The 20,072-nt window shown below is 33.6% G+C and carries 15 protein-coding genes and 9 pseudogenes; 3 read left to right on the top strand and 21 right to left on the bottom strand.

Translation table 11 applies throughout. The annotated features are described in order from the left end of the window. Positions 1–11: 11 nt before the first annotated feature. The 10 genes and pseudogenes from N7U66_RS20190 to rpmH form a co-directional block, all read right to left on the bottom strand. Entirely contained in the window at positions 12–719 is a 708-nt protein-coding gene (locus N7U66_RS20190; protein WP_267676672.1) for a response regulator transcription factor, read from the bottom strand. A gap of 5 nt (positions 720–724) precedes the next feature. Then, on the bottom strand, positions 725–2,035 hold the full coding sequence (locus N7U66_RS20185; protein WP_313791326.1) for a sensor histidine kinase: 1,311 nt from the start codon (positions 2,033–2,035) through the stop codon (positions 725–727). Positions 2,036–2,069: 34 nt separating this feature from the next. After that, positions 2,070–2,291: a hypothetical protein gene (locus N7U66_RS22350; protein ID WP_313791325.1), complete on the bottom strand. Its 222-nt coding sequence runs from the start codon at positions 2,289–2,291 to the stop codon at positions 2,070–2,072. 70 nt (positions 2,292–2,361) lie between these two features. Next, complete coding sequence (coaE, locus tag N7U66_RS20180) at positions 2,362–2,955, bottom strand: dephospho-CoA kinase (protein WP_267676671.1); 594 nt, start codon at positions 2,953–2,955, stop codon at positions 2,362–2,364. Further along, complete coding sequence (locus tag N7U66_RS20175) at positions 2,952–3,653, bottom strand: CdaR family protein (RefSeq protein WP_267676670.1); 702 nt, start codon at positions 3,651–3,653, stop codon at positions 2,952–2,954. The genes coaE and N7U66_RS20175 overlap by 4 nt, the downstream gene beginning before the upstream one ends. Before the next feature lie 94 nt (positions 3,654–3,747). Beyond that, positions 3,748–3,915, bottom strand: coding sequence for a hypothetical protein (locus N7U66_RS20170; protein ID WP_267676669.1), 168 nt, complete (start codon positions 3,913–3,915; stop codon positions 3,748–3,750). Beyond that, a pseudogene (locus N7U66_RS20165) lies at positions 3,912–4,921 on the bottom strand (glycosyltransferase). The gene N7U66_RS20170 and the pseudogene N7U66_RS20165 overlap by 4 nt, the downstream one beginning before the upstream one ends. Before the next feature lie 82 nt (positions 4,922–5,003). Then, positions 5,004–5,360 (bottom strand): T9SS type A sorting domain-containing protein, encoded by a 357-nt coding sequence (locus tag N7U66_RS20160; RefSeq protein WP_267676668.1) that lies wholly within the window; start codon positions 5,358–5,360, stop codon positions 5,004–5,006. Between the two features lie 127 nt (positions 5,361–5,487). Continuing rightward, positions 5,488–8,340 (bottom strand): annotated as a pseudogene (gene carB / locus N7U66_RS20155) (carbamoyl-phosphate synthase large subunit). 100 nt (positions 8,341–8,440) lie between these two features. Further along, entirely contained in the window at positions 8,441–8,602 is a 162-nt protein-coding gene (gene rpmH, locus N7U66_RS20150; protein WP_034059443.1) for a 50S ribosomal protein L34, read from the bottom strand. Positions 8,603–8,908: 306 nt separating this feature from the next. On the opposite strand from rpmH, the pseudogene N7U66_RS20145 reads away from it, so the two are divergent. After that, a pseudogene (locus tag N7U66_RS20145) lies at positions 8,909–9,489 on the top strand (DUF2892 domain-containing protein). A 52-nt stretch (positions 9,490–9,541) separates the two neighbouring features. Here N7U66_RS20145 and N7U66_RS20140 read toward each other — a convergent pair. The 5 genes and pseudogenes from N7U66_RS20140 to N7U66_RS20120 form a co-directional block, all read right to left on the bottom strand. Further along, entirely contained in the window at positions 9,542–9,928 is a 387-nt protein-coding gene (locus N7U66_RS20140; RefSeq protein ID WP_267676667.1) for a sulfite exporter TauE/SafE family protein, read from the bottom strand. A 5-nt stretch (positions 9,929–9,933) separates the two neighbouring features. Beyond that, a complete protein-coding gene (locus N7U66_RS20135) occupies positions 9,934–10,458 on the bottom strand; it encodes a phospholipase D-like domain-containing protein (protein ID WP_267676666.1) in 525 nt (174 codons plus the stop codon). A 131-nt stretch (positions 10,459–10,589) separates the two neighbouring features. Then, positions 10,590–11,393 carry a phospholipase D-like domain-containing protein gene (locus N7U66_RS20130; RefSeq protein ID WP_267676665.1) on the bottom strand — a complete coding sequence of 268 codons (804 nt, stop codon included), beginning with the start codon at positions 11,391–11,393 and terminating at the stop codon, positions 10,590–10,592. Further along, positions 11,393–12,335: pseudogene (locus N7U66_RS20125) on the bottom strand (transglycosylase SLT domain-containing protein). Before N7U66_RS20125 ends, N7U66_RS20130 begins: the two are co-directional and overlap by 1 nt. Before the next feature lie 52 nt (positions 12,336–12,387). Beyond that, positions 12,388–13,049, bottom strand: a pseudogene (locus N7U66_RS20120) (alpha/beta hydrolase). 120 nt (positions 13,050–13,169) lie between these two features. On the opposite strand from N7U66_RS20120, the pseudogene N7U66_RS20115 reads away from it, so the two are divergent. After that, a pseudogene (locus tag N7U66_RS20115) lies at positions 13,170–13,470 on the top strand (N-acetyltransferase). 48 nt (positions 13,471–13,518) lie between these two features. Here N7U66_RS20115 and mtaB read toward each other — a convergent pair. Next, positions 13,519–14,840, bottom strand: a pseudogene (mtaB, locus tag N7U66_RS20110) (tRNA (N(6)-L-threonylcarbamoyladenosine(37)-C(2))-methylthiotransferase MtaB). Between the two features lie 97 nt (positions 14,841–14,937). Between mtaB and N7U66_RS20105 the strand changes: the two are divergent. Beyond that, positions 14,938–16,567, top strand: a pseudogene (locus N7U66_RS20105) (ABC transporter substrate-binding protein). Here the strand turns inward: N7U66_RS20105 and N7U66_RS20100 are convergent. The 5 genes and pseudogenes from N7U66_RS20100 to N7U66_RS20085 form a co-directional block, all read right to left on the bottom strand. After that, positions 16,554–17,261 (bottom strand): lysoplasmalogenase, encoded by a 708-nt coding sequence (locus N7U66_RS20100; RefSeq protein ID WP_267676664.1) that lies wholly within the window; start codon positions 17,259–17,261, stop codon positions 16,554–16,556. The pseudogene N7U66_RS20105 and the gene N7U66_RS20100 sit on opposite strands and share 14 nt — an antisense overlap. Then, entirely contained in the window at positions 17,258–17,593 is a 336-nt protein-coding gene (locus tag N7U66_RS20095) for a lysoplasmalogenase family protein (RefSeq protein ID WP_313791324.1), read from the bottom strand. The genes N7U66_RS20100 and N7U66_RS20095 overlap by 4 nt, the downstream gene beginning before the upstream one ends. Continuing rightward, a complete protein-coding gene (locus N7U66_RS22755) occupies positions 17,578–17,961 on the bottom strand; it encodes a lysoplasmalogenase family protein (RefSeq protein ID WP_390886600.1) in 384 nt (127 codons plus the stop codon). The genes N7U66_RS20095 and N7U66_RS22755 overlap by 16 nt, the downstream gene beginning before the upstream one ends. Positions 17,962–18,052: 91 nt before the next feature. Then, positions 18,053–18,688: a lysoplasmalogenase gene (locus N7U66_RS20090; protein WP_267678564.1), complete on the bottom strand. Its 636-nt coding sequence runs from the start codon at positions 18,686–18,688 to the stop codon at positions 18,053–18,055. A gap of 143 nt (positions 18,689–18,831) precedes the next feature. Further along, positions 18,832–20,006, bottom strand: a pseudogene (locus N7U66_RS20085) (GlmU family protein). Positions 20,007–20,072: the final 66 nt, after the last annotated feature.

Here is a 20,072-nt window from a genome sequence, read left to right as displayed (position 1 = left end):
AACGTAATTTATTATTCAGGGCTTACCACTAACCTAAACCCTTCACCGTGAATGTTAAGGATTTCTACCTTATCATCAACCTTAAGGTACTTTCTTAATTTAGCGATGTAAACATCCATACTTCTAGAGGTGAAGTAATTATCGTCCCTCCATATTTTCGTCAATGCTAGTTCTCTAGGCATTAAGTCATTTTCGTGTAAAGCTAACAAGCGTAACAATTCGTTTTCTTTTGGAGATAATTTCGTTGGCTCTCCTCCTTTATAAGTTAAAAAACGAAGTTTAGAATTTAAGTCAAACCCTCCAATTTTAAATTCGAATTGCTTGCTGTCTGCAACAGTTTCTGTTGCTTTACGTTGCATAATTGCTTTAATTTTCATTAATAACACTTCACTATCAAATGGTTTATTTAAATAGTCATCTGCCCCTACTTTATAGCCTTTTAATACATCTTCTTTCATGGCTTTTGCCGTTAAGAAAATAATGGGAACATCGGCATTTTTCTCTCTTATTTCCTTTGCAAGAGTAAAACCATCTTTATAGGGCATCATAACATCTAAGATGCATAAGTCGTAATCATCTTTTTTGAATTTCTCAAAGCCTTCCATACCGTTTTTAGCATGCACGACTTCATAGTCATTCATCATCAAATAATCTTTTAAAACCGTTCCGAAATTTGGATCGTCTTCTACTAATAATATCTTCTTTTGTTGTTCGTCCATAATGTTTATGATATTAATGGAAGTGTTATTGTAAATGTACTTCCCTTGTCTTTTTCACTTTCTACTGATATGTGACCATGATGGTCATCTACTATTCTTTTTACGTACGCCAAGCCTAACCCATGACCTTTAACGTTATGCACATTACCCGTATGTTCTCTATAAAATTTTTCAAACACACGTTTGGAAACCGCCTTATTCATGCCGCATCCTTCATCTTTTATCTTTACTACAATATTATTACCAACATTTATTGTCTCAACCGTAATCTTTGGTTGCTCTGGAGAATACTTAATAGCATTATCAAGAATATTAACTAAAACATTCGTGAAATGCGTTTCATTAGCGAGTACTGAGGACTTCAAAGCTTGTAAATTAGTCTCTATATGTCCTCCCCTGTCTTCAACAATCAACTCTACATGTGAAATAGCATCTTCAACTAAGTCGTGTAATCGTACTCTATCTTTACTAATGTTTAATTCGTTTTTTTCAAGTTTAGATATTCGTAATACATTTTCTACTTGCGCATGCATACGTTTATTTTCCTCACGTATCATATTTAAGTAGCGCATCACTTTTTCCTTATCATCAATTATTTTTGGATTTTTAATCGAGTCTAAGGCAAGATTAATAGTTGCAATAGGCGTTTTAAACTCATGTGTCATATTATTTATGAAATCTGTTTTGATTTCAGAAATTTGACGTTGCTTCATAATTTGTCTCAATGCTGTAACAAAAGCAATAACAATAATGGATGTAAAGACAAATGATAGTGTTAACATTCCAAGAACAGAAGACCAAATAAATTGTTTTCTTTCAGGAAAATTCACCAATAGTTTATAATTATTGATATCTCTATTATTTTGAAACAAATCTACATCAACGGTTGATTTATCTTTTAACTCAAAATCTTCGGTTTTAACTTTTGTTGCTAAACCGTTACTATAAATAGCAAATTCATAGTCTATAACAATATCGTCTTGTAACAACTTAAGTCGTAATAACCGATTTATTTTTTCTATGCTCACCCGTTTGTGAATGGGATTTAAATAGGCATAATTATCGTAATGTGCTTCATACTGTAATTCTTCCAAACGACCTATAGTTCCTAACTCTACTAACTGCGTATCGGATTTACCATCTAATGAAACCGATTTATAGACTTTAGCTTCGTTCTCTCTAATAATATTTTTAATACTTGTGGTATCTAAACCTATGTCAAAGAGCGCTGATGATATTTTATAATTTTCTTCAAAAATACCATTTCTATATGTTGATGTCTGATTGGTTTCACTATTGTACTCTCTTAGATACAAACTGGAAATCGCAGTGGTATCAATCTTAATAACTTTACCGAGACTCTATTTCCCGCTTCAACTTTAAGGCGTGATCTTTAAAATCTTCATCTTCTATATTATCCGCAACATAATTTAAAGCCTTTTTTACATTAAATGTAAATTGATCTTCTTTGGTACTTATAGAATTTTTAATGTAATAGGCTTGCACAAAAATAATACCTATTAGAGATAAACTCATTAGAATAACCAGTACGAAAAAAACTTTCTTACTCATCGCTCAAAATTAAGATTTTAACATTTAGTAGCGTGAGCATTTAACCTTACATTAACAAAAATGTTAAAATTTAATCTGAAGTAGCATTCTTTAAGAGTAGGTTGTGTAATTGAAGCACCTGTTTTTTTGTAGACTCCATATTGGTATTGCTAATCACATAATCTGAAAGTTTAACTTTTTCGGCATCTTTCCATTGGTTATTTATTATGGCTTGAACTTTTTCTTTAGTGGAGTGATCACGTGCTATTACTCCGGAAATTCTCTCTTGTTCCGGTGCGGTTACCGTAATAATGTAATCATAATTTTTATAGGTATCATTCTCAAATACTATGGCCACTTCACTAATAACATAAGGCGCTTTTTGTTTCGCTTTCCATTTTATAAAATGGGCTTTCACTTTAGGATGCACTATAGCATTCATTTGTTGTAGCAGCTTTCGATCATTAAAAATCGCTTCTGCTAAAAGCGGCCTGTTTAATTCATTATTTAAGTACGCTTTTTCACCAAAGAGTTTGATTAGTTTTTTTCGTATAACTTGAGACGTATGCATTAGTCTTTTCGCTTCATGATCTGCAATGTAAACGGGCACACCCAAAGCTTCAAACATTTTAGCAACAGTCGTTTTTCCACTGCCTATTCCTCCTGTAAGTCCAACGGTAATCATTCTATAATTATGAATTCAATTTTTTGTTGATGTAATCGGGTCGTTTTAACATTGCCAGGGATCTTAACCAGCTCAGGTTCTAAGTATTTACTATCTTTATTGATTGCTTTATAGTCACACACAACTTTAAAATCATCAACTGAAATAGTATTAAAAGCATTTAAACTAGTATAAAAGGAGACATTCATGCTTTTAGGAAAATAGTTCAACGTTTTATTCCGGGGTACATGTATCACTTCAATAGGTATGTTTAAAGTACCCTCAGTAAACTTCTCTACCAAAGCACCTATAGAAACCGTTTTAGTCTTTATAATAATCTTGGGGTTTATAGAGTCTGTTCTTAAATCAATGGTTTCACTAAAGGGTTTGTTAACATCGTCTAATTTCAAAACTTTAGTTTCTATTGCATCGATATGGGACAATAGGGTGGCAGGTCCAATGATTTTTATAGAATCTGGTGTTATTTTCATCCCTTCTAAAGTATCATAACCTAAACTATAATGAATATTAATATTACTTTTTACAGGCACGTATTTTACAGCATTGACGTCAAACTTAAAAAACAAAGTGTCCGGAGTAATACTTACAATTTTACTTTCCTTTTTAAACTGATTCAAAACGCCTGCGAACCCATGGGTCTTAGACCAAATATAAACGCTATCTATCTTTCGAACGTCTGTATTGAAATCAATCGTCACCTTAGGTTGTTTAAAGGCATATTTTAGCCACTTAAACCCTGTGGTCGTTAATGTTAAGTTTAAATGATTTAATGTGTCATTAATTAGTATGGTCTCATCTCGGAATATTTTGTAAGTCGATTTTAAATTTAGCTGTATTAGTAGAAACTTCTGTGAGTTTAGATAAAATTAAAATACCAAATGCTAAAATAAAAAACAAAGCAAAAACATTGATTTTTCTACTTTTAAAGAGTGATTTTATTTGAAGGGAAAGCTTGTTCATTGGTTTTCTTTAAAGAATAACTTTGGGAAAGTATCTTCCGGGTTTTTATTCAATATATGAATATAAAATGTTGATTTCAAAAATCCGAAGCCATATCCTAGGAACTGTATGGATAAGGCCATTAAAGATTGAAGCGCAACGCTGATATTTTTGGTTTGTATTAAAGCGAAAATAAAGGTGATACTATAATACAATATAATGCCGTAAAGTGCAAACCAATAACCAAAAGCACCCAAAATCAATGACGCAAGCACTGCGGCTACAAAAAAAGCAGGAAACCAGTACGTGATCTTCTTAGTCTCCGGGTACCACTTATTTAAAATAGGTCTTACCATACCAAACTTATTCACTTGAGTATAAAATTTAGACCAAGAAATTCGCCTTTTATGATAGACATAAGCTTCAGAAAATAAAGCTGTTTCAAAGCCCTCTTGCCATAAACGAATAGATAAATCAGGATCTTCTCCTGGATGGATACGCCCAAAACCACCCGTGGCTTCAAAAGCGAATTTACTTAGCCCCATGTTAAAACTTCGCGGTTGGAATTTATCCACACTTTTTTTATTTCCACGAATACCTCCAGTGGTCATAAACGATGTCATGCTAAAGTTTATCGCCTTTTGTAAATTAGTAAAAGAGTCGTGAGCATTATCAGGACCACCAAAACAATCCACCGATTTTTATTAAGCGCTTTATTAACTTCGTTTAAATAATTTTCAGGTAAAATACAATCACTATCTAGAATAATAAAATAATTCCCTTTGGCATGCTGCATACCATAATTCCTAGAGTCTCCCGGACCAGAATTAGCTTTAAAATAATAGCTTATATTTAATTGAGGTTGGTAGCGCTCTACTGCGGCTTTAGAAGTTACTGTTGAACCATCTTCAACGATAACAATCTCAAAGTCTATAGTTGTTTTTAAACGCGCAAAACTCTCTAAAAGTTCTTGTATTTCGTTTGGACGGTTGTATACAGGAATAATAAAAGAAAAGTGTCTTTGCATAACACAAATGTAATCTAAAACAATAAAAAAAGCCACTCATTGTAGAGTAGCTTTTCACATGTATGTTTTTAATTAGTTTATATTATAATTTTACGAAACGTTTTGTGAGGTGGGCTTCTTGGTTTGAAGAACTTAACCTTACCAAATACAAACCACTATTCCATTTTGCTATGTTTACTTTAGCACTTAGGGCATTTAAGGTTTGTACGTGTACTTTTTTGCCTAAAACATCGTAGACCTCTAATTCCAAACCCTCATTTGTTAATGAAGATACGCTTATGTTCATTTCATTTTTTCCTGGATTCGGAAATATTGAAAATTTAGTGGCACTTTCAAACTGGGATGCATTAGAAGCACGCTCCTTAACCGTTTCTGTCGTTTGTGCGGTCATATTGAATACTGCGAATACAAATAAAATAAAGAGTAGTTTTCTCATCATATAAGTAGATTTTTATTAAAAATACAAAAAAAAAGGCTGGTGTCGATTTATTTTAACATTTTAACGCAAAAAAGCACAAACATTCAACTGAACATTTGTGCTTTTATAAATGACAATTACTACCGTCTTATTTGCTTAGATACATCTTACGACGTGAGTACAGATTATAGAATTCATCGTCTTTTAAGTCGTCAATAAACAAAATACTTTCTCCAGTACTCTTCATCTCTGGTCCTAATTTTTTATTCACATTATGAAACTTATCGAATGAAAACACGGGTTGTTTAATAGCATACCCCTTGAGTTTAGGTTTAAAATCAAAATCGGTCACTTTCTTTTCACCCAACATGACTTTTGTAGCATAATTAACATAAGGTTCACCATATGCTTTTGCAATAAATGGTACCGTACGGGATGCTCTTGGATTCGCTTCTATAATATAGACAATATCGTCTTTAATGGCGAATTGTATGTTTATTAAACCTACTGTATTGAGTGCCAAGGCAATTTTTTTAGTATGGTCTTTTATTTGTTGCATCACTAAATTCCCTAAGTTGAAAGGTGGTAAAGTAGCATTACTGTCACCAGAGTGAATCCCACAAGGCTCTATGTGCTCCATAATGCCAATAATATAGACATTCTCTCCATCGCAAATCGCATCAGCTTCTGCTTCTATTGCGCCATCTAAATAATGGTCTAACAGTAATTTGTTGCCAGGAATACTGCGTAATAAATCGACAACGTGTTCTTCTAACTCTTTTTTGTTAATAACAATCTTCATGCCTTGTCCTCCCAACACGTATGAGGGCCTTACTAGAATTGGGAAATCTAGTTTATCTGCAACCGCCAAAGCTTCTTCGGCTGTTTCTGCGATATCAAATTCGGATACGGAATATTAATGTCTTTCAATATATTAGAAAAACTACCTCTATCTTCAGCTAAATCTAAAGATTCAAAACTGGTGCCTAGAATTTTAACCCCGTAGCGTGATAATTTTTCGGCTAATTTAAGCGCTGTTTGTCCACCAAGTTGTACTATAACACCTTCTCGGTTTTTCGTGCTTGATAATATCGTAAATATGCTCCCAAAACACGGGTTCGAAATACAATTTGTCCGCCGTATCAAAATCGGTAGAAACTGTTTCAGGATTACAGTTAATCATGATGGTTTCGTAACCACATTCCGCAGCGGCTAAAACACCGTGAACACAACAATAATCGAACTCAATACCTTGACCAATACGGTTTGGTCCAGAACCTAGAACAATAATTTTTTTCTTATCTGTAACAATACTTTCATTGTCTGCATAACGCTTTCCATCCGGGGTTTCCACATCATTTTCAAAGGTGGAGTAATAGTACGGTGTTTTTGCCTCAAATTCGGCAGCACAAGTATCCACCAGTTTAAACACGCGATTCACACCAAGTGCTTCTCTTTTATTATAGACTTGACTTTCCAAACAGCCCAACATGTGTGCGATTTGTCTGTCGCCATATCCTTTTTGCTTAGCTTCTAACAATAAGTCTTTTTCAATGGTCTCAATTTTATAGGTAGAAATTTCTTTTTCTATAAAATATAACTCTTCATATTGCTTTAAAAACCACATATCTATTTTTGTGATTTCATGAATACGGCTTAGGGGGATTCCCATTTGTATCGCATCATAAATAACAAACACACGGTCCCAGCTTGCATGGGTTAGCTTTTCAATTATTTGATCGTAATTTTTGTATCCTTTACCATCGGCTCCTAAACCATTACGCTTAATTTCTAGGGATTGTGTGGCTTTGTGTAGTGCCTCTTGAAACGAACGCCCAATCCCCATAACTTCTCCAACAGACTTCATTTGTAATCCTAAAGTACGATCACTACCTTCAAATTTGTCGAAGTTCCATCTTGGAATTTTTACTATCACGTAATCTAAAGTAGGCTCGAATAAAGCTGAAGTTGATTTTGTAATTTGGTTTTGCAATTCGTCCAAGTGATATCCTAAGGCCAACTTGGCTGCGATTTTTGCAATAGGATAGCCCGTTGCTTTACTCGCTAATGCCGAAGAACGTGAGACGCGCGGGTTAATTTCTATAGCAATAATATCTTCATTTTCATCTGGACTCACAGCAAATTGCACATTACATCCGCCTGCAAAATCACCAATACTACGCATCATATGTATGGCCATATCACGCATTCTTTGATAGGTTCTATCACTTAATGTCATTGCGGGTGCCACGGTTATGGAATCTCCTGTATGAATTCCAATAGGATCCATATTTTCTATAGAACAAATGATTACAACATTATCATTTGAGTCTCTAAGCAGTTCTAATTCATACTCTTTCCAGCCTATTAACGCCTTATCGATCATCACTTCATGGATGGGAGAAATTTCCAATCCACGAGTTAATAATTCATCAAAGTCTTCTTCTTTATGCACGAATGAAGCTCCTGCTCCTCCTAAAGTAAACGATGCTCTAATAATTAATGGAAACCCAAATTCTTGAGCAATTTCCTTCCCTTTTAGATAAGAGGTGGCTGTTTCTTGTGGTGCCATTGGAATTCCTATTTTTAGCATCAACTCTCTAAACTGCTCTCTATCTTCTGTAATATTAATCGCATCAATATCGACACCTATGATATCCACATTAAAATCTTCCCAAATTCCTTTTTCGTCAGCTTCAATACAAAGGTTTAAAGCCGTCTGCCCACCCATTGTTGGTAAAACAGCATCAATTTGCGGGTGCTCTTTTAAAATTTTAACAAGCGATTTTGTGTTTAGCGGCAACAAGTATACATGATCGGCCATTGAAGGATCTGTCATGATTGTTGCTGGATTCGAATTAATTAGTATGGTTTCAATTCCATCTTCCCTTAAAGATCTTAGAGCTTGGGTTCCCGAATAATCAAATTCACAGGCTTGCCCAATAACTATTGGACCTGACCCAATAATAAGTATCGATTTTAATTTAGGATTTTTTGGCATTTTCTTCGTTTTTTTCAGTTATCAAAAATAGTCAATCTTAGATATAAAAAAAGGCGTTACACCTAAGTAACGCCTTTAAAATATTAACAATTGTTAATCATTATTTTTTATGTCTAGTTTCAGTTGAAACAGATAATTTTTTTCTTCCTTTTGCTCTTCTACGAGCTAATACCTTTCTACCATTAGCAGAAGCCATTCTTTCTCTAAAACCATGTTTATTTCTTCTCTTTCTTTTTGATGGCTGAAACGTTCTTTTTGGCATTTTCTTATGTTTTTAAAATCTGAATTGTAAATTTTTCTAATTTAGTATTAAGTATCCTCCCTAAAACTGAGCGCAAATATACAACGACTTTTTTATTTCACAAACCTTATTTTAAAAATATTTTATCAAGACTCGTTATACACTTAAAACTATTGCTTTTAACTATAAAATAAGGTTGAATCACATGACAAAACCTGATTTGGACAATTGATATTTCAGAAAAAATGAGTTTCTTTGCACTCTAAAATAACTCATAAAACGCTAGAAGACCACTAAGTGTTTAACTAATTAATAAAAACTTTTAAAATGTATAATAAAATATTTAAACTAATAATCGCAGGCCTAATTGTAGCGCTCGCTATTTGGCAATTTACTGAAGGCAATATTGGCAATGGTATTATGTTTATTTTCTTGTCATTAATCTTTGTGTTTCTATACTTTAAAAACGAATTTATTTTACTCGCTTTTTTGAGGTTAAGAAAACAAGATTTTCACGGTGCACAAAACTGGTTGAATAAAATTAAAAGCCCGAAACAGCATTAGTAACCAAGCAGCAAGGGTATTATAATTATTTACAAGGTATTATGGTCTCTCAAACCGATATGAGTGCTGCCGAAAAATTCTTCAAAAAAGCAGTCACACTTGGTTTAAGTATGGATCAAGATATGGCCATGGCTAAACTCAATTTAGCTGGTATTGCTTTTTCTAAACGTAGAAAGCAAGAAGCCACGCTTCTTATTAAGGACGCCGAAAAGTTAGACAAACAAGGCATGCTTAAAGAACAGATTAAAGAAATGAAAGCGAATATGAAACGTGCTCAAATGCCAAATCAACATTATGGACAAGGGGGTTCTCTGCGCGCACAACGCCGGGGTTCAAAGCGATAAATGAATTTAAAAAACCGAAACTCTGAAGCTCACTACATATGGTGAGCTTTTTTTATTTACTGAAAAACATTTTTATTGCTATGGCAGCCAGTAGCACACTAAAAATCTTCTTTAAGAGCGTTTCATTTATAGACACTGCAATTTTAGTCCCTAAGTAACCCCCAAGAACAAAACAGGCCGCTATTACTAGTGCATATTTAAAATTAATTGGGTGCTCTCCTGTTTTATGGTACGTGTAGGCCGCAAGAAATGTTACTGGTACCGCCAAAACAGCTAAACTCGTCCCTTGGGCTTGATGCTGCGAATAACCCAATGCGAAAACCATTAATGGTACCATAACGACACCTCCACCAATACCGAACATACCACTAAAAATACCTGCTAATAATCCTATGATTATTAGTACGAACACCATTTGTAAATCCATTTTTGTTTTCATTTATATTATAATAAAGGAGCCCACAATTTAGCATAGGCCTCCTTTGTTTTTTCAAAATTTGAACGCTTGCCCCAAGCTTCAGGATCTATTAAAGTTGCATTTTCTAAATCGTCGAGATAAATGGCTTTGAGTTCTTTACTCACTTTGGTATTGTAAAAAACAGCATTAATTTCGAAATTAATATTAAAACTTCTATAATCTAAATTAGAAGTACCTATCGTGGAAAACACATCGTCTACCACCATGGTCTTCGCATGAATAAAACCTTTTGTATAACGATATACCTTTATATTGGCATTAAACAAACGTTGTAAATATGAATTTGTAGCGTGTTTTGCCATCCAAGAATCACTTTTATCCGGAATTAGTAGTCGCACATCCAGGCCACTTTTAGAGGCAATTTGCAAAGCCATTATTATTTCATCATTTGGTATAAAATAAGGTGTTGTAATATAGATATAATCATCTGCCGTGGTAATCGCCGAAAACATGACGTCCATTATATTTGCCCAATCCGTGTCTCGGACCACTAGCAGCTATTTGTACCGCCACGTCACCGTTACATGGATTATTGGGAAAATAGGTTTTCGAAATTTTGGTTTTTGAGTCTGACACAAAATTCCAATTCATTAAAAACTGAACTTGAAGAGTAATAACGGCCTCACCCTCTATACGTGTATGAGTATCTCTCCAATAGTGTTCTCTCTACTGGCTTATTTACGTAATTATCAGAAACATTAATACCTCCCACATACCCAACAGCTCCATCTATTACTGCAATTTTTCTATGGTTTCGGTAATTCATTTTACCTGTAAATTTTGGAAAAAGAACGGGCATAAATGAATTAAACTGAACACCACTCTCTTTGAGCTTTTGTTTCATTTTACCGTAAATACTAGCGCCTACATCATCAACACTCAAACGAACCTCAAGCCCTTCTTTTGCTTTATCGCACAGTATATTCAATAATTCACCACCTATGTCATCATCTTTTATAATGTAGTACTCAATGTGTATGTGCTGTTCTGCTGCTCTTAAATCTTCAAACAAGCGTTTGAATTTTACTTCTCCATTTTTTAAAATCTCAACATGATTACATCGCGTTAACGGCGATTTATCACTTTTCTGAAGTAATTTTACAAGTCTTATTTTGTCATTTAAGAAATCGTCTTCTAATTCCTGTAATTCCTTTTTATCATGCTCAAGTTCATTATTTAGCGATTTTATAATCTTTTCATTGAGGACACTTTTTCTATTAAATATTTTATTCTTTCGGTATTCTTGCCCGAATAAATAATAAACTACTAATCCTAAAAAGGGAAAAAACACCAACACAATAATGTAGGTCAGAATTTTTGTAGGGTTTGTATTCCTAAATAAAATAGTAATAACCGCCGAAATCGCCAATAAATAATTGATTACGATCGCTATATAAAACCAATGGTCCTTTATAAAATCTATCATTAATGCTGCAGAGAATAGTATCCTTTTTTAGGAATATCGATATAATATTGCTTTCTTGATTTATTATTCAATTCGTTTTCACGTAACCAGGGGTTATGAATTTTTAAAATTTTATAATTAATGCCAAAGCTTTTTGCAAATTGAGCGAAATCAGAAACTACTGTATCAACAGGTACTTTGTAGGTTGGTATCGTGGAATATAAATCTTTCTCGCTATAGTTAAACCCATATTTACTCGGGTGTGTTAAGATCTCTTTTAAAGCGACAATCCTAAACACATAGCGTCCCGTTTCCTCTCCTAGTAGCAAATCGTAATACCCTGTTACTTTCTGAGCCTCTAATCGTCTTGAGACACCATAATTTCCGGCGTTATATGCCGCCGCAGCCAAGGTCCATGACCCCAATTCTTCTTTCGATTTTTTAAGGTATTTACAAGCCACTTCTGTGGCCATTTCTAAATGATACCGTTCATCGACATTATCATTGACTTCTAAACCATTTTCTTGCCCAGTCGCTTTCATAATTTGCCAAAAACCACTCGCACCTGCTGGTGACTTTGCATTTGTTAGACCGCTTTCTATTACCGCTAAATATTTAAAATCATCTCGGAATACCTTGTTTTGCCAAAATAGGTTCAATTATTGGAAAATACTTTTGTGCCCGCTTAAACATCAATAAACCATTAGACTGCCAATACGTGTTCACTAACAATTCTTTATCCATGCGTTCTAAAATATCTGGATCTTTTAAAGGCACAGGCTCACCCGCAAAATTCAAATAATCCGGTACTTCAAGCGCATAAACATTATATCCGTTCTCCTTTTTGCTTTCTGTATTTTCGTTTATTTTGTTTTTTGTTGGCGTTTGTTGCAACGCATTTATAAATAAGGCTGCCAAGCAAAGTAAGCCCATCAACATCAATCCTTTCTTTAAAATTTTCATTATCCTGTAGTTTTCTATAAAATTAGAAATAATTTACTGAAAGTCAATAAATTTACTCTAAAATTAATTGTGGTAAATGTGCATTAAACCATTTATATCGGTCTATTATCATAATATGTGTTCCGCCTTTTATAGTGATGCAATCTCCAATACAATGATGCGGAAACACCAAGTCTTTATCACCATGAATATGAATCGCTTCGGCATGATCTCTTTTTGACTCCAATTGATGACTTGCTCTATAGACCAATCTAAATAGTATTTATCATTTACTGAAAGGTATTTTTTATAGAGCTCCACCCGCTTCTTTATGGTCTCTCCAAAAGCAAACTTGGCTAATAAGTCGAGATTACTTGCTAATTGCGTGGGTAGTAGCTTATAAGCTTTAGTCGCTTTTAGAATTTTAAATCGTGTTGGTAGCTCATTTTTTGTTTTGATGCTAGAGACAACAATAAGCTTACGTAATACAATGTGCTTACTCATTTCCTGGACTAATATTCCTCCAAAGGAAACCCCCAATAAAACCACCTGTTCATGTTTTATTTTTTTTGTCATCCTCAATGCGTAATCGGCTAAGGTTTCGTTGTTTACAGGAATTTCCCAGTGCAATTTATGAACCTGAAACTGATTTTTTGGCAACGAAATATTATCAAAAATAGAAGGATTAGCGGCCATTCCTGGCATTAAATAAACGTGTATTACCTCTTGATTCATAAGTATTTAACAGAGTTTTTAAAGTTCTAACTAATAATTTTTCGTACTTTTACAAAGTGTAAAGCTATAAAATAGTTGGCATTATCTTTGAATGTCAATAACAAATTAAAAAATATGATTATGATTGATGCAGCAGAATTAGTTGACAATGAGTTTTTACGTCAATTTGAATTAAAAACCGAAACTCATTTCGCTAAAATTGAATACTCTCTACAAGAGCGAAAAATCTTCTTAACCAAACTTATTATTCCTGAAGGTATTGAAGACGAAAACTTCACAGCAGATTTCCTTAAATTAGTTTTAGAACATATTAAAGAAGGAGACAGTTTAAGCGTGGTGCCTACCAGTCCGAGAAATTGCTAAATTTATTAGACGTAATAGGCAGTATAAAAGCTTACTTCCTGTTGGATTAAGAATCTAAATAGAGTAAAACTAAGAAAAGCTGAAGACTATAGTTTTCAGCTTTTTTTTATGCGAATACTTTAGTAAATTCAAAACGTACCGTTCCATCATCATCAATTTTGGTTAATGTTACCTCTTGTAATGTATTTACCAATTCAGGGTTCCATGGCGCTTTCACTTTGACATAATTTTCTGTAAAACCATGAATATATCCTGATTTATTATCTGCTTCAAAGAGAACCGTTCGAGTACTGCCAATTTGATTTTCATAGAAGGCACGACGTTTTTTGGCACTTAAACCACGTAACATTTTACTGCGTTTCGCTCTGATTTTTTTAGGAACCACACCCTCCATTTCTGTTGCCGCGGTATTCTCTCTTTCAGAATATGTAAACACATGTAAATATGAAATGTCTAAGTTATTTAAAAAGTTATAGGTTGTTAAAAATTCATCCTCTGTTTCTCCTGGAAAACCTACAATGACATCCACCCCAATGCAGGCATGTGGCATAACTTCTTTAATTCTACTCACACGATCCACGTACAATTCGCTCATGTAGCGGCGCTTCATCAGTTTTAAAATAGTATTACTCCCACTTTGTAATGGAATATGAAAATGCGGCACAAAGGTTCTACTTTTTGCCACAAAATCAATGGTCTCATTCTTTAATAAATTGGGTTCTATAGAAGAAATACGTAAACGATCAATACCCTTAACAGTGTCTAACGCCTGTACCAATTCATAAAAGGTATGCTCATGTCTTTTATTACCAAATTCACCTTTACCATAATCACCGATATTTACTCCCGTTAAAACGATCTCTTTTATGCCTTTTTCCGAAATTTCTTTAGCATTCTGTAATACATTTTCTAACGCATCACTTCTTGAAATACCACGAGCTAATGGAATGGTGCAATACGTACATTTATAATCGCAACCATCTTGTACTTTTAAAAATGCGCGCGTTCTATCGCCAATAGAATAACTTCCTACATAAAAATCGGCATCGTTAATATCACAGGAATGTACCTCTCCAAAATCGTTTTTCGATAAATCGTTTAGGTAGCTGGTGATTTTAAATTTTTCTGTAGCGCCAAGTACTAAGTCTACGCCATCCACATCTGCCAATTCTTGTGGTTTTAATTGCGCATAACAGCCTATGGCAGCCACAAACGCTTCGGGTTGGCTTTTTGGGCCTGCTTTACTATGGTTTTAAAACGCTTATCTGCATTTTCAGTTACCGAACAGGTATTAATAACATAAATATCTGCAGGTTCAGAAAAATCCACCCGATCAAAACCTTCGGTTGTAAAACCTCCGGCAATGGTTGATGTTTCAGAAAAATTCAGCTTACAACCCAAAGTATAAAAGGCGACTTTTTTATTCATTTTATAGTTTTATCATTTTCCTACAGGCAGAAATCTCTTTATATTTACCGTAATACAATTTTCTTATGGAAAGGCAAATTTACAATTTAATTATAAAATGGTGAAATTGAAGAACAACGAACATAAACCCCTAAGCTGCTACTATTCAGTAGTTTGCTTTTTAGTTTTACTTTTTTCTTGTGGAAGCGATAACAATTCAACTACAGACAAACAGGTTTTTAGATATAATGAACACAAAAATATTGGGTCTTTAGATCCCGCTTTCGCAAAAGACAATGCTGATATTTGGGCAGTCAATCAACTGTTTAATGGTTTGGTTCAAATGGATGAAGCCCTAAATGTACAACCATCTATAGCAAAAGACTGGACTGTTTCTGAAGACGGTCTCACCTATTCTTTCTCGCTGAGAAATGACGTGTTTTTTCATAAGCATCCATTATTAGGAAAAGATTCTACTAGAACGGTTAGAGCATCCGATTTTGAATATAGTTTGAACCGGCTAATCGATAAAGCCGTGGCTTCTCCTGGACGTTGGGTTATGGATCGCGTTCAAAGTTTTTCGGCAGAAAGCGACTCGGTTTTCAATATAAAATTGAAACAACCTTTTCCTGCTTTTCTAGGGCTTTTAACAATGAAGTACTGCTCGGTTGTTCCCAAAGAAGTTGTAGAACATTACGGCAGTGATTTTAGATCCAATGCTATTGGTACAGGTCCATTTAAATTAAAACGATGGGAAGAAAACATTAAATTAGTACTTCGAAAAAATCATTATTATTTTGAAACAGATGTTAAAGGTAACCATTTGCCTTATTTGGAAGCCATTGCCATTACTTTTTTACCGAGATAAACAAAGTGAATTTTTACAATTTATTCAAGGCAATTTAGATTTTTTAAACTCCTTAGACGCGTCTTATCAAGATGATATTTTAACAACACAAGGTAACTTGCGCGCGAAATATGCCAAAGACATTAACATGATTCGAGGGCCCTATTTAAACACAGAATATCTGGCTTTTTTTATGGATACCCAAGCCAGTGAAATACAATCTAAATTACTAAGACGGGCCATCAATTATGGGTTTGACAGACAAAAAATGATGACGTACTTAAGAAACGGCATTGGCATTCCTGCTACAGGTGGTTTTATACCTAAGGGCTTACCAGGCTATAACGCTACTATCGGTTTTGAGTATAATCCAAAAAAAGCCAAAGCACTAATTGCCCAATACAAGGCCGAGTCTCGGCAATACAAGTCCGAGCTAACCATAACAACCACGAGCAATTACCTTAATTTTTGCGAGTACATTCAACGTGAACTTCAAAAAAAAGGATTGAAAGTAACCGTAGATGTTATACCACCCTCAACACTTAAAAGTGCTAAAGCCAATGGAAAACTAGACTTATTTAGAGCGAGTTGGGTAGCAGACTACCCTGATGCTCAAAATTATTTATCGCTTTATTACAGTGAGAATTTTGCGCCAAATGGACCAAATTATACGCACTTTAAAAATGAATTATTCGATACGCTCTATACACAATCCTTTACAGAAACGAATCCCACAAAAAGAGCTCGTCTTTACACTAAAATGGACAGTTTGATTATGAGTGAAACTCCTATTATACCTTTATATTATGATGAAGTGGTGCGGTTTACACGAAAAGGGATTACAGGCATAGGGAATAACGCCATCAATTTATTGGAATTGAAACACGTTAAGAAGTTATAATCTTTCTTTTTACCTTTACCTCTTCTACAAGACCGTAAACAATGAGGTATTGAGAAACGCCATAGAATAACATAATTAATACATTGTGATAGGGAAAATTTGGATTATAGAAAGACTTTATTAAGACGATTGTTTCTGAAAAAATTGCCACAATCACACCAATTAAAACTAAAATAAAACTTTTATAAATAACTTCTTCTTTTCTGAGAAAGGCAAATAGGACCACAATTAAACTAACAAATAAATAGATTAAAGTTGGCATAAAAAAAGTTCCCAAACTATTTATTACAAGGGCCATAATAACAATCATATATATAAAGCAAATACTAAATAAGGGGAAAAGCGTAACCAAACTAAAATCTCTTTGATTAGAAAATCGAAAAGCATAAAACAACTTCCCTACTATAAATAGTAATGTGGCTGTAATATAGAGAGGGGTTATTTCAGTTTCAATAAATAAAATATCTCCAATTAAAAAACATAATAAGGCCATATAAATAAATCGTTTACGCCATACAGAAGTTTCATTATTATTTAAGACATAATAAATCATTAAAAAAACGACTACCAATGGTTTTGAGAGATACCGGAAAGGCACATCTTCCGCGTAGAGTTTCACAACAATATCAATTAATAGAATTATAAAATAGATTACCGTAAATCCCTTTTTGTCTTTAAATAAGGTTAGCATCATGTCACTGAATCTGTTTTCGAAACATTCGTTTCTTCTAAGATGCCTCTAACTATTAAATATTGTGAAATAGCATAAAACAAAATCAATGTTATTTTGGGATACAAAATTTTAGAAGATTGAAATATTTGCAACACGCTAATACTATCACAAATAAGAGCTGCAATAACACCGTACCAAACAAAATAATAACTTTTTTTATTCACCTCATTTTTTCTTAATAAAGCAAACAACCCCATTAATATGGTTGAGAACAAGTAAATTAGGGTTGGAAAAAACAAATCGCTCAAATTTTTAGTAATTAAATACATGATTCCAATCATATAAAAAAACAAATGATTACAAAAGGGATTAGTCTACTTAAGGTAAAATCTCTTTGATTAGAAAAGCGTAAAATGTAGAAAATTTTGCCCACCACAAAAAACAATAATCCTGAGATATAAACTATTTTTGGTGTATAAATAATTAATAAAACATTCCCGATAGAAAAAACAATAAGTGCAAATGCCATGAAATTAAAGTTTTGTCTACTAGTCTCTTTATTATTAAATATATAGAAAGTTAATAATGAAATAATAATTAGAGGTTTACTTATAAAACGATATGGAACCGTTTCTAAGTTAAGTTTCACATAAACATCAAACAAAATGATGGTTATAAACAAAAGAGAGAAGGCCGTTACGTTTTTAAATAGAAAGCTCATATACGTTAAGATCATTGTTATCAATTTCTATTCGAAAAAGGAGGCATGAAAACGCCGCATCCTTTTGTTATATCCCAATAAACTTATCATTTTAATTATTTGTAATACGTGTTGTTTTAATGGTTTCATTATTTTCCTGTATAATACCAACGATTATAAAATATTGAGATAGTCCGTAAAATAACATGATCGTAATTTGATGATAGGCAATATTAGGACTATAGAACTCCTTTAGCAAAGTAATACTATCTGAAAACATGGAAAACATAATTCCTATTAAAACCAGCCAATAACTTGTTTTATTAACTTCATTTCTTCTCAAATAAGCGAATTGTGCAACAATCAATACTATAAATAAATACCCCAAAGTAGGTAAAAAGTAATCTTCTAAGTTATCATACACTAGAAGCATAACAGAGCACATATAAGCAAAACAAAATAATAAAAATGGGAGCAGTTGGTATATTTTAAAATCACTGTGATTTGAAAACCGGACGGAATACAAAACTTTGGCAATTGCAAAAAAGAAAACACCCCATATAAAAAGCGGCTTAGACTCCATTGTTATTAGAAATAAATCACCAATTATAAAACAACCAAGAGCAGCCACTACCATAATCACTTTTTTTCTACTCGTTTCATTATGATTTATTATAAAGTAAATCAACAATGAAGTGATTAATAAAGTTTTAGTGAGATATCGATATGGGACAGGCTCTAAATATATTTTAACTAAGATATCTAAAACAAGACATAGAAAAAAAAAGATGGTAAAATACCGAGAGGTTAGTTAATAGCGTTTTCATATAGATTCGGATTCTATGAACTGCAAGATAAATCTATTTTTTATATTGGTTTCCAAATGTACTATTATTCTCTCCTATATCGTTTTGTCTCTTCAAAAACATGTTCTAAAATAGATCTATCTTGTTCAGAAAACTCTATCTCTCTTCTTGACATCACGACCTCTGCTACTTCAAAAGCTTTTTTAGTCAGGTAGGTCGTAAAGCCGTAACTACCACCCCAACTGTAACTCGGTACAAAATTTCTTGGAAAACCACTGCCGAAAATATTGGCAAAGACCCCTACCACCGTTCCGGTATTAAACATGGTATTTATTCCACATTTACTATGATCACCCATCATTAGTCCACAAAACTGTAATCCTGTTTTTGCAAAACCTTCGGTTTCATAATCCCAAAGCCGTACTTCGGCATAGTTGTTTTTTAAGTTTGAATTATTAGTGTCTGCTCCTAAATTACACCATTCACCGATAACTGAGTTCCCTAAAAACCCATCATGTCCTTTATTGGAATAACCAAAAAGCACTGAATTATTAACCTCCCCTCCTACTTTACTGTGTGGTCCAACCGTGGTTGGTCCGTAAATTTTAGAGCCTAACTTTACCGTGGCATGTTCACATAATGCAAAAGGCCCACGAATGACACTTCCCTCCATGATTTCTGCCTCTACTCCAATATAAATGGGCCCGAACTGGCATTTAGAGTTACAAATTCTAAGGTGGCACCCGCTTCTATAAAAATGTTTTACGGGGCGATAACGTTGTTTGATTTTGGTATAGGCTGCGACGTTCTCTCTTTAGTTAATAATTCAAAATCCTGAGTAATCGCTGTTCCATTTTTGGCAAAAATATCCCAAGTATGCTCAATAGTAAGAATATCATCTTCAAATTCGATAGCTGTATAGGTAGATAAGTCGATGTCTTCTTGTGCTTCTTTAGTATAAAAAGCAATAACATCTTCCCCTTTAAAAATAGCTTGATTCTCCTTTAAATCTTTAATTTTTTCTACTAACAATTCTGTAGGACAAAACGATGCATTAATCATGACGTTGGTCTCTAGCTCCACCATTGGCCATTTATTAGATAAGTATTCTTCAGTAACCGTTGTGGTAGTAGCCTGTAGAAAATATTCCCATTTTTCGCGAATGGTTAAAATACCTACGCGAATATCTGCAACGGGTCGCGTATAAGTAAAAGGCAGTAATTGTTTGCGTGATGGCCCGTCGAAGAGAATGTAATTCATTTGTAATTTAAAGTTTAAAATGGCTGCGCCAATATTAAGCGCATTTTATATAACGTCAAAAGTAAC

Source organism: Lacinutrix neustonica, assembly GCF_026625145.1.
Taxonomy (GTDB): domain Bacteria; phylum Bacteroidota; class Bacteroidia; order Flavobacteriales; family Flavobacteriaceae; genus Lacinutrix; species Lacinutrix neustonica.
Note: the sequence above shows the minus strand (reverse complement) of the source record. Positions and strands in the feature narration are given on the sequence as shown.